Raw genomic sequence first — 15468 nt, 5'->3', positions numbered from 1 at the left:
ATACAAAATCACCATGAAAAAGAAAATAGGAGGCATAGGTTTATGTATGCTTGCATGGAGCATATTAACCTGTGCGCAGACAATCACTCCCCAAGCCGAACAACGTGCCAGGGAAATTGTATCTAAAATGACTTTGCAAGAGAAAATAGAGTATATCTCCGGATATACCAGCTTCTCGCTTCGTGCAATCCCCCGTTTGGGAATTCCTGAAATAAAACTGGCGGACGGACCGCAGGGAATTCGTAATCATGCCCCCAAGAGCACTCTCTATCCTTCTGGAATACTTTCCGCTTCTACCTGGAACCGGAGTCTGCTTTATCAACTGGGGCAAGGATTGGGACAGGATGCCAAAGCTAGAGGAGTGAATATACTGCTCGGGCCGGGAGTAAATATCTACCGCGCTCCTATGTGTGGACGTAACTTTGAATACTTTGGCGAAGACCCTTATTTAACGGGTGAAACGGCTAAACAATATATCCTGGGCGTGCAATCGGAAGGAGTTATTGCCACCATCAAGCACTTTGCAGCTAATAATCAGGAATGGAGCCGTCATCATGCCAGTTCGGACATAGACGAACGTACTTTGCACGAGATTTATTTTCCGGCCTTTCGGAAAGCTGTACAGGAAGCGAATGTGAGTGCTGTTATGAACAGCTATAATCTTCTGAACGGTGTCCATGCTACCGAACATAAATGGTTGAATATTGATATCTTGCGTAATCTCTGGGGATTTAAAGGTATCTTAATGTCGGACTGGACTTCCGTATATTCTGCCGTAGGAGCCGCTAATGCCGGACTTGATCTTGAAATGCCGAAAGGACGTTTTATGAATGTCGACAATCTTATACCTGCTATCAAAAACGGTACGGTGACAGAAGAAACCATCAATCTGAAAGTGCAGCATATCTTGCAGACCTTGATTGCTTACGGCATGCTGGATAAGGAACAGAAAGACAGTAACATCGCGCAGGATAATCCTTTTTCCCGCCAGGCTGCTTTAGAACTGGCACGCGAAGGTGTAGTCTTACTGAAGAATGAAGGAAATCTACTCCCCTTAAAAGGAAAGACTGCTGTGATGGGACCCAATGCCGACCGCATTCCTACAGGTGGTGGAAGTGGTTTTGTAACTCCATTTTCTACGGTATCTGTTAGTGAGGGACTGGGAAAACTGAAAAAAAAGAACCTCGTTCAGTTGACGGACGATGTGATTTATGAGGATATTCTTCATGAATTTTATGCGGATGCCGCTCGGCAGACGAAAGGATTTAAAGCCGAATATTTTAAGAATAAAACGCTTTCGGGACAACCGGAGGTCACTCGTACAGAAGCATCAGTTGATTATGACTGGCAATATGGAGCACCACTGGAAGGTTTTCCGGAAGATGGATTTTCTGTCCGTTGGACAGCCAGTTATATGTCTCAAAAGGATGGATTATTAAAACTATCCATTGGTGGCGATGATGGTTATCGCCTGTTTGTGAATGATAAGCATATTACAGGCGATTGGGGTAATCATTCATATTCAAGCCGTGAAGTGGAACTGCCGGTTGAGGCAGGTAAAGAATACAGTTTCCGAATCGAGTTTTTTGATAATATCTCTTCAGCAATTATCCGTTTTAAAGCATCCAGGCTGAATGAAGAGAAACTTCGTCAAGGATTGGCAAAGGTGGATAACGTTGTATTCTGTACCGGTTTCAATAGCAATACAGAAGGAGAGGGGTTCGATCGCCCGTTTGGCTTGTTACATTATCAGGAATTATTCATTCAGAAAGTAGCTTCTCTGCATCCGAATCTGGTAGTAGTGTTAAATGCTGGCGGTGGAGTTGACTTTACCTCTTGGCATGAGGCTGCAAAAGCGATTTTGATGGCATGGTATCCCGGACAGGAGGGTGGACAGGCAATAGCCGAAATATTGACTGGAAAGATTTCTCCGAGTGGTAAGTTGCCGATTTCTATCGAAAAGAAATGGGAAGATAATCCGGTGCATGACAGCTATTATGAGAATCTGAAAGCGGAAATTAAGCGTGTCGATTATTCAGAGGGTGTTTTTGTTGGCTATCGGGGATATGACCGTTCGGGCAAAGAACCTTTTTATCCATTTGGCTATGGGTTGTCTTATTCTACTTTCGCTTATAGTAATTTAGCTGTGGAGAAAACCGGTGAACATCAGGTGACGGTTAGCTTTGATATAAAGAATACAGGAAAAATGGATGCTTCGGAAATAGCCCAGGTATATGTGCATGATGTAGAATCTTCCGTTCCCCGTCCTTTGAAAGAACTGAAAGGCTATGATAAGGTGTTCTTGAAGAAAGGAGAGACACAACGCCTTTCTATTGTATTGAATGAAGACGCATTTTCTTATTACGATATGAATCAACATCGCTTTGTAGTGGAAAAGGGTGTATTTGAGATTCTTGTCGGTCCGGCTTCCAATCAATTACCTTTAAAGGCTGCGATTGAATTATAATTACCGATGCATCAAAAGCCTTGTTCATGCCGGTAAACAATCTGTTTCGAGGCATGAAACAAACTGTTCGCAGGTTTAAAACAAATAAAACTGCCGTCAACCGGAAATTAGCACCTAAGTAATCAGGCACTAATACTCTATCCCTAGGATATTAATACCTGATTTGTAGAGTATATATACGCAATGTGTTGGATATATATATCCAACACATTGCGTATATATGCCCTGTATATTGGATCTATATGTCCTTAATCTATATGAAAGACCCTAATGGTGAAAGATGATATCTTCTGTATTTTGTGCTTTATGTCACTGTAAAACGTTGATTCATAGTTGTTAAACTGAAAATGAAACCTGTGAACCTTCTAAATGCTTCTTAATAGTTGTATATTCGTTTTCAGAAATCTAGTGTTGAGTTTATAACTATGAACCAGGTTCCAGTTTTCTACCCTTTTCTCCACTCTTCTCCATTTTTTATTTATAAATAAGTACCTGTTAAAATAGCTTCTTATCATCAGTTCTCTATCCATAAAGTTAATGATATTGATAGATAGGTGTTATTTAGTCAAAGGAAATGGGTAGTGTATATTGCAATATCGATTAGAGAAAGAGAGAAATGAAAACCGAGTTCTTGACGAACTTGGTTTTATTTTGATATGAAAACGAATGCCTTATTATTTTTAATTCTTAATAACAACAAAATAATCGTTCAGAATATCATTATAGTAAAACAAAAGTAGAATAAAATAAAGTATTACGCAAGTGAATCTACTAAAATATTTTAAAATAAAATAGTTGGATCGTTGTGCTTTCTGGCAACAAAAATGTGATAACAGTTTTATCAACTTGCCTTCGGTACCAAAATAAGTATTTATTATATAGCAATTTACATACAAATAGTATCGAACTCAAAACTGTGCGAGTGTATGGATGATTGTTTTATCTAAAATGTCCTTCCAAGTTGTATTTCCAAGCATAGGTAAAACCAAGTTCGTCAAGAACTCTGGCAAATATTAACCTAAGATAAAAATAGAAAAGCCTATGGAAAACTAAACACACAAATTGCCTGAAACATGGTGTCAAATAATATATGAAGGCACCACAAAACCTTAGAAATTCTAACTTACTAATGTCTAACTGAATAAATTAAAGTATGACAAGAAAAACTAACCGATGCCCGGCCTTTATGGAAGGACGGGGAACACGTTGCCTGAAAATGGCAGCAGTTGCTACTTTATTGTTATGGTGCACACAACCTATGCAAGCAGTAGCTAATACTAATGAAACACAGGAAACTGCTGATATACAGCAGCAAAAAGTAAAGACCACAGGTGTTGTAGTGGATGAAAACGGAGAACCTCTTATTGGAGTCTCTGTAAAGGTGCAAGGTACTGCCACAGGTACTGTTACTGATCTCAACGGACGCTTCTCTATCGATTCCCCCAAAGGAGCAGTTCTCTCACTTTCGTTTATTGGTTATAAAACTATTACCGTGAAAGCTGATGGGACACCCCTTAATATCGTTATGAAAGAAGATTCGGAACAGCTCGACGAAGTAGTCGTTGTAGGCTACGGAACACAAAAAAAAGTAAATGTAACCGGTGCGGTAGGTATGGTCGATGCGAAAGTGTTGGCTGCACGTCCTGTAACCAATGTGGCGCAGGCCCTACAGGGTACAGTGCCAGGCTTGAACTTCACGGTAGGAAGTGAAGGTGGAGCCTTGGATGGTTCGATGAGTTTTAATATTCGTGGTGCAGGAACAATCGGTGATGGTTCCGGGTCGTCTCCACTTGTGTTGATTGACGGTATCGAAGGTAATCTTAATTCGTTGAATCCGAATGATATAGAAACGGTTTCTGTTTTGAAAGACGCTGCTTCTGCCTCTATTTATGGAGCGCGTGCTGCTTTTGGTGTTATTCTGATTCAGACCAAGAAAGGGAAAGCGGGTAAAGCCAGAGTCAGTTATAATGGAAATGTCCGTTTCAGCGACGCGGTATCAGTGCCTGAAATGATGGACTCATATACTTTTGCACAGTACTTTAATCGTGCCGCAGAGAATGCGGGCAGATCCGGTGAGGCTCCGTTCTCATCCGAGCAGTTACAGAAAATAAAAGATTATCAGGAGGGAAAGATAACATCCGTCACAACACTGAATACGAATAATAACCGTTGGAACAATTATGGCGGAGCGAATGCCAATACGGATTGGTTTAAAGAATTCTACAATGACTGGGTGCCATCTCAAGAACATAATCTAAGTATTTCGGGAGGTAATGAGAAAATCCAATTTTCATTGAGCGGTAGTTTTATGGACCAGAACGGTCTGTTGCGGCATGGTGAAGATAATTTGCAACGTTATACAATGAACAGCACCATTACAGCGCAGATCACAGATTGGTTCCGAGTGAACTATTCTACCAAATGGACACGTGAGGACTTTGACCGACCCTCTTATCTGACCGGGCTATTCTTCCATAATATCGCTCGCCGCTGGCCCACCTGTCCGGCTTACGATCCTAATGGCTATCCCATGAATGGTGTGGAAATTACAGAATTGGAGGATGGTGGCCGACAAACCAACCAGAAAGACTTGAATACTCAACAGTTGCAGTTTGTGTTTGAACCGGTCAAGAACTGGACAATTAATATCGAGGGTGCTCTAAGAACGGAAAACAAAAATGAACATTGGGAAGTATTACCTATCTTCTCTCATGACGGTGACGGTAATCCGTATTCTATACCATGGGGAAGTTATGGAGCCGGCAGTTCCGTTGTGAACGAATATAATTATAAAGAGAACTATTACAGCACGAATATCTATTCCGATTATTTTAAACAATATGAAAGCGGTCATTACTTTAAAGTGATGGCAGGTTTTAATGCGGAGTTGTATAAGACAAGAAGTTTGTCGGGGCAGAAGAATACGCTGATCTCCAATTCTGTGCCTACACTGAATACAGCAACGGAATCTCCTACTACTTCCGGTGGATATGCACACAATGGGGTAGCCGGATTCTTCGGGCGTATCAACTATAATTATAAAGAACGCTATCTGATAGAGTTGAACGGTCGTTATGACGGTTCGTCCCGTTTCATTAATGACAAGCGTTGGGGATTTTTCCCGTCATTGTCAGTCGGATGGAATATAGCACGTGAAGATTTCTTCAGGAATATAGCCGATAAAGCTCATATTGATGTATTGAAATTAAGAGGTTCATGGGGGCAGTTGGGTAATACGGATACTAAGGATGCATGGTATCCTTTCTATCAGACGATGCCACAAGGCACTGATTATAACTGGTTGGTGAATGGAAAAAGACCGAATTATGCAAGCCTACCCGGTATCGTCTCCAGCTTGAAGACTTGGGAAACGATTGAAACCTGGGATATCGGTTTGGACTGGGGGCTGTTTAATAATCGCTTGACCGGTTCGTTCGACTACTTTGTGCGTTGGACGTATGATATGATTGGCCCGGCTCCGGAATTGTCTTCGGTACTGGGTGCTACTCCTCCGAAAATCAACAATTCCGATATGAAATCCTATGGTTTTGAGCTGGAACTGGGGTGGAGAGATATGATTGGTGATTTCTCTTATGGTGCCAAATTTACGTTAGCCGATGACCAACAGAAAATCACTCGCTATCCGAATGAAAACAACAAACTTTCCGAAGCATATTATCCGGGAATGATGAAAGGAGAAATCTGGGGATATGAAACGGTAGGTATCGCACAATCACAGGAAGAGATGGATGCTCACTTGGCCAAAGTGGATCAGTCTTCTTTGGGAAGCAAGTGGGGAGCAGGTGATATCATGTATAAGGATGTAGACGGCGATGGAGTGATCTCGACAGGTGATAATACCACAGAGAAACCCGGTGACCGTGTGATTTTGGGCAATAATACACCTCGATTTAAATATGGTATCACGTTGGATGCAGCATGGAAAGGTGTGGATTTCCGTATATTTCTGCAAGGAGTGGCCAAGCGCGATTATGTGTTGAGCGGTCCCTATTTCTGGGGAGCCAATGGAGTGGACGAATGGCAGGCTACCGGATTTAAGGAACATTGGGACTTCTGGCGCCCGGAGGGTGACCCGTTGGGTGCTAATACAAATGCCTATTATCCACGCGTGTTGAAAAGTGATTCGAGAAATATGGCGGTGCAGAGCCGTTATATTCAGAATGCAGCTTACTGCCGTATTAAGAATGTTCAGATTGGCTACACGTTGCCTAAGAGCTGGACGAATAAAGCTGGAATGTCTTCAGTTCGCGTATATGTGTCGGGTGACAATCTGTTGACATTCTCTCATATGTCCAAGATTTTCGACCCGGAGGCTTTGGAAAGCACTTATGATGCGAATAATGGTAAACTCTATCCGTTGCAGCGCACCATCTCGGTAGGTTTAAATGTTAACTTCTAATTTTAAGGCTTATGAAACTGAAACATATTATATTACAAACAATCTTGATGGCAGGAGCTACGTGGTCGCTTACATCTTGTAATGATTTTCTGGATATGGCGCCTCTGGATCAGGTGACTCCGCAAGAGTATTTCAATACGACGGACCACTTGGCTGCATATAGTATCTCGCAGTACAACAGTATCTTTTCAACGCATGGTGGATATGGAGTCGGTACAGTGAACAATGACCAGAATACAGATAATATGGTAGCCGGAGGATATTCTTCTACCTATTTTGAGAAAGACCAGTGGCGTGTTCCTAATACTGGAGGTGGCTGGGATTTTACTCAAATCCGCTATTGCAATTATTTCTTCGAAAATGTGCTTCCTAAATTCGAGGCGGGCAAGATTGAGGGCAATCGTGAACAGATTCTTCACTATGTCGGCGAAATGTACTTTATCCGTGCATGGATTTATTACAGTAAGCTGAAATCATTCGGAGATTTTCCAATTATAACCGAAGTCTTGCCGGATGATCAGTCTGTTTTGATAGAGAAATCTGTTCGTCAGCCGCGTAATCTCGTAGCTCGTTTTATCATCAATCAGCTCGATTCCGCCGCCAAATATATGGTGGATGATATTTCAGGAAACAAAACACGATTAACAAAGAATTGTGCGTTATTAATAAAGTCGCGTGTTGCTTTGTATGAGGCTACATTTGAAAAGTATCATAAAGGGACAGGGCGTGTGCCAGGGGATGCGACCTGGCCGGGTAAGAGAATACATACCGATTTCTCCACGAACATGGATAATGAAATCAATTTCTTTCTGGATGAGGCTATGAAAGCAGCGGAACAGGTGGCTGATGATATTACTTTGACCAATAATACCGGTCTGACCAATCCGAAAAACATATCGGGGATTGTTGGCTGGAATCCGTATTTCGAGATGTTTGCGGAAGAAGATATGAGCAGTTATTCCGAAGTTCTTTTCTGGAAGCAATATATGAATGGTAGTGGCGTGTCAATCACGCATGGTACACCGGCTTATATTTTTAGTGGAGGCAATAATGGTATGCTGAAGAGTTTTGTAGATTGTTTTGTCATGGAAGACGGACTTCCCTATTATGCAGCAGGAAATGAATATAAAGGTGACAAAACTATCATGGATGTGAAAGAGAATCGTGATCTGCGTCTGCAAATGTTTGTTTTGGGCGAGAAGGATTTGCTTCCATCCAGTTCGACAGAAGAGCCTGCACTTGAAGAATTCAAACAGCCTAATATTATATCATTGGAAGCCCAAACATCTGATAATACAGGGTATCGGATTCGGAAATGCTTGACATATAATAATAAGCAGATTATTTCCGGTCAGTCGCAATCGACTACAGGGTGCATTATCTTTCGTGGTGTCGAAGCTTATCTGAATTATCTGGAAGCCTACTATTTGCGTAATAATAAGGTAGATGGCAAAGCGAAAAGCTATTGGGATGCAGTACGCAATCGGGCAGGCATTACAGGCAGTTTCCAGACAACCATTGACAATACCGATATGAATAAGGAGACAGATTTGGCCGCTCATCCCGGTTCGTATGAAGTGGATGCTACCTTATATAATATCCGTCGAGAACGTCGTTGCGAGTTTATAGGTGAAGGAATGCGTTGGGATGACCTGGTGCGTTGGAGAGCTTGGGATGGCATACTTACTAATAAGTTTATTCCTGAAGGGTATAACTTTTGGGAAGAGGCTTATAAAACTTATGAACTTCCGGAAGACGTTACTTTAAAAGATGATCCGGATGATGCTACTTCTAATATTTCCTCCAGAGAATTCAAGTATGTTCGTCCTTTTAGCAAGGTGAGAATCAATAATCAGGTATATGATGGATATTCTTGGGCTAAAGCCAACTATTTGAGTCCGGTTGCTATTAATGAAATGAGACTTGCGTCTCCTGATAATAGTACAGATAATTCTGTTATTTATCAGAATCCGTATTGGCCGGAAAAAGTGGGTGGCACTGCTCTCGAATAGGTTGATATAACTATAGGTTACACGATAGAAAGAATGAAAGGCGTAGACAAGAGAATCAATTCTCTTTCTACGCCTTTCATTCTTTTATGGATTGAAGTGGTGAATTACTTCACTTCCCAAGTATCATTAGTCATTAGCAATTCCTGGAAATTATGATATTTCTTCTTGCCTTTGATTTCTTCAATCTGTCCAATTACAGCATCATTGTAGGTTGGAGCATCTACATCGCGGATCACACCGAGTGCAATCGGGAAATCAGGACCTTCCATTAACGCTAGTTTCAACTGAAGCGTATTATCTTGGCAGTGGGCATCGTGAATAAGAATATCTTTTTCTGTGATACCATTTTCACCAAGTTTCACCACTTTCAGTCCGAAACCTTCCTGCATCAATCCGAATTCCTTGTTTTCACCAAACAACATGGGTTTGCCATGTTCCAGATAGATAGCGTTCTTGGCACGTCCTTCTTTGGTGGCTACAGAAGCATGAGTGCCATCGTTGAAGATCACGCAGTTTTGCAGAACTTCTATAACAGAGGCGCCTTTGTGATTAGCAGCAGCTTTCAATACCTCTACAGAAGCGGCACCGTCTACTGCAATACAACGTGCAAAGAAATGTCCACGGGCACCAAAAGCAAGTTCTGCCGGATGGAATGGATCTTCTACGGTACCGTAAGGAGATGATTTCGTAACAAGTCCACGTTCCGAAGTCGGTGAATATTGTCCCTTTGTCAAACCGTAGATACGGTTGTTCAGCAGGATCATATTCAAATCGATGTTACGGCGTAATGCGTGGATGAAGTGGTTACCACCAATTGCCAGACCGTCACCGTCACCGGAAATTTGCCAGATTGTCAAATCAGGGTTGGCCACTTTTGCACCTGTTGCAACAGCAGCGGCACGTCCGTGAATCGTGTGGAAGCCATACGTATTTACATAGTAGGGCAGGCGGGAAGAACAACCGATACCGGAAATGACGGCAATATTGTGCGGAGCTACTCCCAATTCGGCCATAGCTTTGTGCAGTGAGTTCAGGAAAGCGTGGTCACCGCATCCCGGACACCAGCGAGGTTGGCCTGATTTATAATCTTGTACGGTATATACTTTATCGCTCATCTTTTATTCCTCCAATAATTTAGTGAATGCATCTATCAATTCTCTCGTAACGAAAGGTTGTCCTTTCACTTGGTTGAACTGGCTGATGTTCAATCCGGGTATCTTCATCCGTAAAAAACCTGCGAATTGTCCCAAATTCTGTTCAGCTACTACGATCTTCTTGTATTTACGCAATACATCGGCTGTATTCTTTGGCAGCGGGTTGATGTACTGGAAGTGTGCGAAAGCCACTTTCTTTCCATGATCGCGCATAAAGTCCATAGCCAGACGGAGATGACCATACGTGCCGCCCCAACCAACAATCAGTAAATCTGCATCTTCATCACCCAGTACTTCGAGTTCGGGGATATAGTCTGCAATCTTATCCACTTTAGCTTGGCGGAGATGAACCATCTTATTATGGTTTTCAGGTTCGGTAGAGATCGCACCTGTTTCATTGCTCTTTTCAAGACCACCGATGCGGTGCATGAATCCTTCAGTTCCCGGAATCGCCCAGTAGCGTGCACCGGTTTCTTCATTGCGTTGGTATGGAGTCCAGTTACCAGCCATGTCCGGAGTCACGTATGGAGGATTGATGGCAGGATATTCGTTTAAGTTAGGAAGTTTCCAGGCAGCCGAGCCGTTAGCAACGAAAGCATCTGTCAGCAGTACAACCGGAGTCATGTGTTCCAGAGCAATCTTACATGCCATGTATGCGGCATCGAAACAGTTTGTCGGTGAAGTTGCGGCAATCACCGGCATTGGACTTTCACCATTGCGTCCGTAAAGTGCCTGCAATAAGTCTGTCTGTTCTGATTTAGTAGGCAAACCTGTTGACGGACCGCCACGTTGCACATTCACAATCACCAATGGAAGTTCGCCAATTACAGCAAGGTTCATAGCCTCACTTTTCAAACAAATACCGGGGCCGGAAGTAGTCGTTACAGCCAAAGCACCGGCAAAAGCGGCACCAACGGCAGAAGCACAACCTGCGATTTCATCTTCGCACTGTACGGTTTTTACTCCCAGTGATTTATGTTTAGCTAATTCGTGCAGAATATCAGTGGCCGGAGTGATAGGATAAGAACCCAGGTAGAGTTCCAGACCTGCTTTCTCGGCAGCAGCAATCAAGCCATAAGCCGTTGCTTTATTTCCGTTGATATCTGTATAAAGTCCTTTTGATTTCGGAGCTTTACTTTCAATTTTATAAGTAGAGACAGAAGCATGTGTGTTGGCACCATAGTTGAAACCATCGTTCAATACCTTAATATTAGCTTCTGCAATTTCGGGTTTCTTGGCGAATTTCTCACGCAACATTTTTTCAGCAGCGGCAAGGTTGCGGTTGAACAACCAGCAAACCAGTCCGAGTGCGAACATGTTCTTACAACGGAGTGCTGATTTATTGTCTAGTCCGGAGTCTTTCAGGCTCTCTTTACACATGGAAGAGATGGGAACTTCCAGCACTTCCTGTTTTATGCCTAATTCCTCAAAAGGATTGTCAGTCTTGAATTGTGCTTTTTCCAAATCTCTGGCTTCGAATGAGTCGGAGTCGGTAATGATAAGTCCTTGCGGTTTACAGAATTTGATTTGTGTTTTCAGTGCGGAAGGATTCATAGCCACTAATACGTGGCAACGGTCTCCGGGAGTGTAAACCTGTCCGGCACCGATGTGGACCTGAAAACCGGAAACACCGGTCAGTGAACCTTGCGGGGCGCGGATGTCTGCCGGGTAGTCGGGGAATGTACAGATGTCATTTCCTACCGTAGCCGACACGTTCGAGAAGATGTTGCCGGCCAGCTGCATACCGTCGCCGGAGTCGCCGGAGAAACGTACTACTACTTCCTCCAATTCTTTAACCATCATTTCGTCTGCCATAACTTTAATTACTATATTTAATTTAAAAACTGATTTTACTTTCAATTTGTGAGCGCAAAGGTCGGAAAGTTAATCGAATTATCAAAATAAATCGAACTTTATTGTCCTATTGACGCCAATTATTTGAAATATCTGAAAGGAACCTGTATTTTTATTCTTGTTAAATCGACAGAAACCGTTATCTTTGCAAGCAAATTTGAAGCGGCCTTGTAGTTCAACGGATAGAATAGAAGTTTCCTAAACTTTAGATAGGGGTTCGATTCCCCTCGGGGCTACTACGGAGAATCTGTGAGAAGTTGTTTTGGTTTGCTTTCATGCTGTATCTGGTTTTAAGTTTAACAATGGCTTCTTTTAAGATGAACGTCTTATAGCTTCTATTTGTTTTAATAATCAATAGAAAAAGCCTCTACCGAATTGTTCGGAAGAGGCTTTTTCTATTTCTGGAATTTATTATTCTTCCGTAGTTACTGGTACAACTTTTTTGTTCTTCATCATGTTGTATGCAATCGGAGATGCAATGAACAGTGATGACAATGTACCGATAACAACACCCAAGATCATTGCGAATGCAAAGCTGCGGATTGAATCACCGCCAAGGATGAAGATACACAGCAATACGATCAATGTACTTAATGATGTATTGATAGTACGTGCAAGTGTAGTGTTCAATGAATCGTTGAACAACTGACGTTTGTCACGTTTCGGATACAGGCCGAAGAACTCACGCACACGGTCGAAGATTACCACCTTGTCATTGATAGAGTAACCGATAGCTGTCAGGATAGCCCCAATGAATGTTTGATCGATTTCCAGTGAGAATGGAACGATGCCCCATAACAATGAGTAAGCACCGATAATCATGATGGTATCGCACGATAGAGCTACGATAGAGCCAATACTATATGCGATGTTGCGGAAACGGATTAAGATATACAGACCGATAGCGATCAATGCCAATACTACAGAATAAATAGCACCTGTCTTGATATCGTCTGCGATACTTGGACCCACTTTTTGAGAACTTACAATACTACCACCTGTGTGATTATCACGGTCGATAAAGGTAGCTAGAGTGATGTTTTGAGTCAGCACAGGTTTCAAAGTCTCATATAAGTATGCTTCGATTTGAGAGTCAACATCGTTTCCTGCATCTTCAATACGGTAGTTGGTACTGATACGTACAGTTTTCTTGTCTGTACCGATAGCGATAACACTAACGTTAGCATCACCGAACTTGCTGGAGATCAATTCACGAATCTGTTCGGGTTCTACCGGATTCTCGAATTGTACTTTGAAATTACGTCCACCGGTAAAGTCGATACTCTGACTTAAACCACGCATGGCAAATGAACCGATACAAACGAGGATGATGGCTACAGTGATGATAAGGGATTTTTTGTTTGTTCCCATAAAATCAAAACGTGTGTTGGTCATCAAATTTCTTGAAACAGGGGTTGTGAATGTAAGGTTCAACAGTTTGTCCTTGTTCATGAAGTGTTCGTAAACTATACGAGTCATGAACACAGCGGTGAAGAAGGATACCAGAATACCGATAATCAATGTCGTGGCAAAACCACGGATCGGACCGGTACCGAAGTTAAACAGAATGATACCTGTGATGATGGATGTCAGGTTCGAGTCGAAGATAGCGGAGAATGCGTTGGAATAACCGTCAGCAAGTGCTTTCTTCACACCTTTACCCGCACGAAGTTCTTCTTTTGTACGTTCGTAGATAAGTACGTTCGCATCCACTGCCATACCTAGTGACAACACCATACCGGCAATACCGGACATTGTCAATGCTGCCTGGAAGGAGGAGAGGACACCTAATACGAAGAAGAAGTTCAGGAACAATGCACCATTGGCAATCATACCCGGTATGAAGCCGTACATCATACACATATAGATCATCAACAGAATCAGAGCCACTACGAATGAGAATACACCTGCATTGATAGATTCTTGACCCAATGACGGACCAACGATATCTTCCTGTACGATGTGAGCCGGAGCCGGCATCTTACCTGATTTCAATACGTTTGCCAAGTCTTTTGCTTGTTCAGGGGTAAAATGACCTGTAATCTGTGAACGTCCACCTGTGATTTCAGAGTTTACGTTTGGTGCAGAATATACATAGTTATCAAGAACGATAGCAATAGAACGACCGATGTTCTGTTTGGTCAACTGTGCCCAACGACGTGCACCGTCAGAGTTCATTGTCATGCTGACAGCCGGTTTGCTGTATTGGTCGAATTCGTCTTTCGCATCTGTTACTACATCGCCTTCCAACGGAGCTTTGCCGTTACGTTCGGTAGACTTGATAGCATATAATTCGAAAGTCTGTCCTTTCTTGTCAAATTCAGAAGGAGAAACACCCCATTTCAGACGAAGGTCTTTCGGGAGTTCTGCTTTAACTTCCGGCATAGCCAGATATTTGTTGATATCAGCAGTATCTTTGTAGTTAGCGTAACCGATGACAGGACCTTGTCCGCTAGAGTTCAATTGCAGGATAGCCAGCAGAGGATATTGCTTTTTAATTTCTGCCAGGTTGGCTGTTGAATTCTCTTCAGCAACTGCATCTCCTTTCAGGGCAGCAGCAAGACTGTCGGCAGCACTTACGCTTTTCTTGGCCGGAGTAGCTTCTGCAAGCGGAGCTTCTTTGGAAGAATCTACAGCGGCAGAGTCTACATCTGTCTCCTGTGCCAATATAGCGCGCAATTTAGCGTCTGCAGATTGCATGGCAGGAAGAACTTCTTTAGCTGTATAAGTTTCCCAGAATTCCAGGTTAGCAGAACCTTGGAGAAGTTTTCTCACACGTTCCGGCTCTTTGATACCCGGCAATTCCACCATGATACGCCCCATTTTGTCTTCCAGGCTCTGGATATTCGGCTGAACAACACCGAAACGGTCGATACGGGTACGAAGTACGTTATATGAGTTCTCAACAGCAGCTTTTACTTCTGTTCTCAATACTTTTTCAACTTCTGCATCCGATGATTTTTGGTTAACTTTGTCTTTCAACTGTTGTGTTGCGAAGAGTTCGGAAAGTTTTGCGTTAGGAGCAGCTTTGTGATATTCTCTAACAAACAGGGTGATGATATCGTCCTGGCTGTTGACAGCCTGTTTTGCAGCTTCTGCCAATGCATTGTTGAAAGCTTCATCCGGCTTGTTGTCAGCCAGTGCTTTGATAACATCAGGTACAGATACTTCAAGGATAACGTTCATACCACCCTTTAGGTCCAAACCTAAACTAATCTCCATCTCACGACATTGTTTCAGCGTCCAGTTACCCAACCATACTTTCTCATTGGAGAGAGAGTCGAGGTAGTCTTGTTCCACTTTCGGGTCACCGTTCGCAACTTCTTTCGCCTTGTTGGTATAATGGCGTGTTACGAAGGAGAAGGAAAGGTAGAACAAACATACCAATGTGAGTAGTACCGCAAAAACCTTTACAAATCCTTTGTTTTGCATTTTACTTTTAATTTATGATGATTACTTTTTTAATTTAATTTTCAGTTAAATTCTGTCGTACACAAGTTCTTTTTGCCGTATACAAGGCTGCAAATATAGTTTTTTTTTCACATTTATATGTAAGAAGCC

Annotated in this window: 6 protein-coding genes and 1 tRNA gene; 4 read left to right on the top strand and 3 right to left on the bottom strand. The window is 42.5% G+C overall.

Annotation, left to right across the window (positions count from 1 at the left end):
- Window positions 1-13: 13 nt before the first annotated feature.
- From AB3G73_RS14995 to AB3G73_RS14985, 3 genes are all read left to right on the top strand, one after another.
- Window positions 14-2467 (top strand): glycoside hydrolase family 3 C-terminal domain-containing protein, encoded by a 2454-nt coding sequence (locus tag AB3G73_RS14995; protein ID WP_322019545.1) that lies wholly within the window; start codon window positions 14-16, stop codon window positions 2465-2467.
- 1153 nt (window positions 2468-3620) lie between these two features.
- Entirely contained in the window at window positions 3621-6887 is a 3267-nt protein-coding gene (locus AB3G73_RS14990; protein WP_217720945.1) for a TonB-dependent receptor, read from the top strand.
- 11 nt (window positions 6888-6898) lie between these two features.
- Entirely contained in the window at window positions 6899-8899 is a 2001-nt protein-coding gene (locus AB3G73_RS14985) for a RagB/SusD family nutrient uptake outer membrane protein (RefSeq protein WP_217720946.1), read from the top strand.
- 104 nt (window positions 8900-9003) lie between these two features.
- Here AB3G73_RS14985 and AB3G73_RS14980 read toward each other — a convergent pair whose 3' ends face one another.
- Window positions 9004-10014, bottom strand: a complete 1011-nt coding sequence (locus AB3G73_RS14980) for a 2-oxoacid:ferredoxin oxidoreductase subunit beta (RefSeq protein ID WP_148365601.1) — start codon at window positions 10012-10014, stop codon at window positions 9004-9006.
- 3 nt (window positions 10015-10017) lie between these two features.
- The gene (locus AB3G73_RS14975) at window positions 10018-11868 is read right to left on the bottom strand and encodes a 2-oxoacid:acceptor oxidoreductase subunit alpha (RefSeq protein WP_217720947.1); all 1851 of its coding nucleotides are present in this window, start codon (window positions 11866-11868) and stop codon (window positions 10018-10020) included.
- Between the two features lie 203 nt (window positions 11869-12071).
- Between AB3G73_RS14975 and AB3G73_RS14970 the strand changes: the two genes are divergently transcribed.
- A tRNA-Arg gene (locus tag AB3G73_RS14970) sits at window positions 12072-12143 on the top strand.
- 175 nt (window positions 12144-12318) lie between these two features.
- On the opposite strand, the gene secDF is transcribed toward AB3G73_RS14970, so the two are convergent.
- Entirely contained in the window at window positions 12319-15339 is a 3021-nt protein-coding gene (gene secDF / locus AB3G73_RS14965; RefSeq protein ID WP_148365599.1) for a protein translocase subunit SecDF, read from the bottom strand.
- Window positions 15340-15468: the final 129 nt, after the last annotated feature.

This window comes from Bacteroides sp. L008 (assembly GCF_040812255.1).
Taxonomy (GTDB): domain Bacteria; phylum Bacteroidota; class Bacteroidia; order Bacteroidales; family Bacteroidaceae; genus Bacteroides; species Bacteroides vicugnae.
Note: the sequence above shows the minus strand (reverse complement) of the source record. Positions and strands in the feature narration are given on the sequence as shown.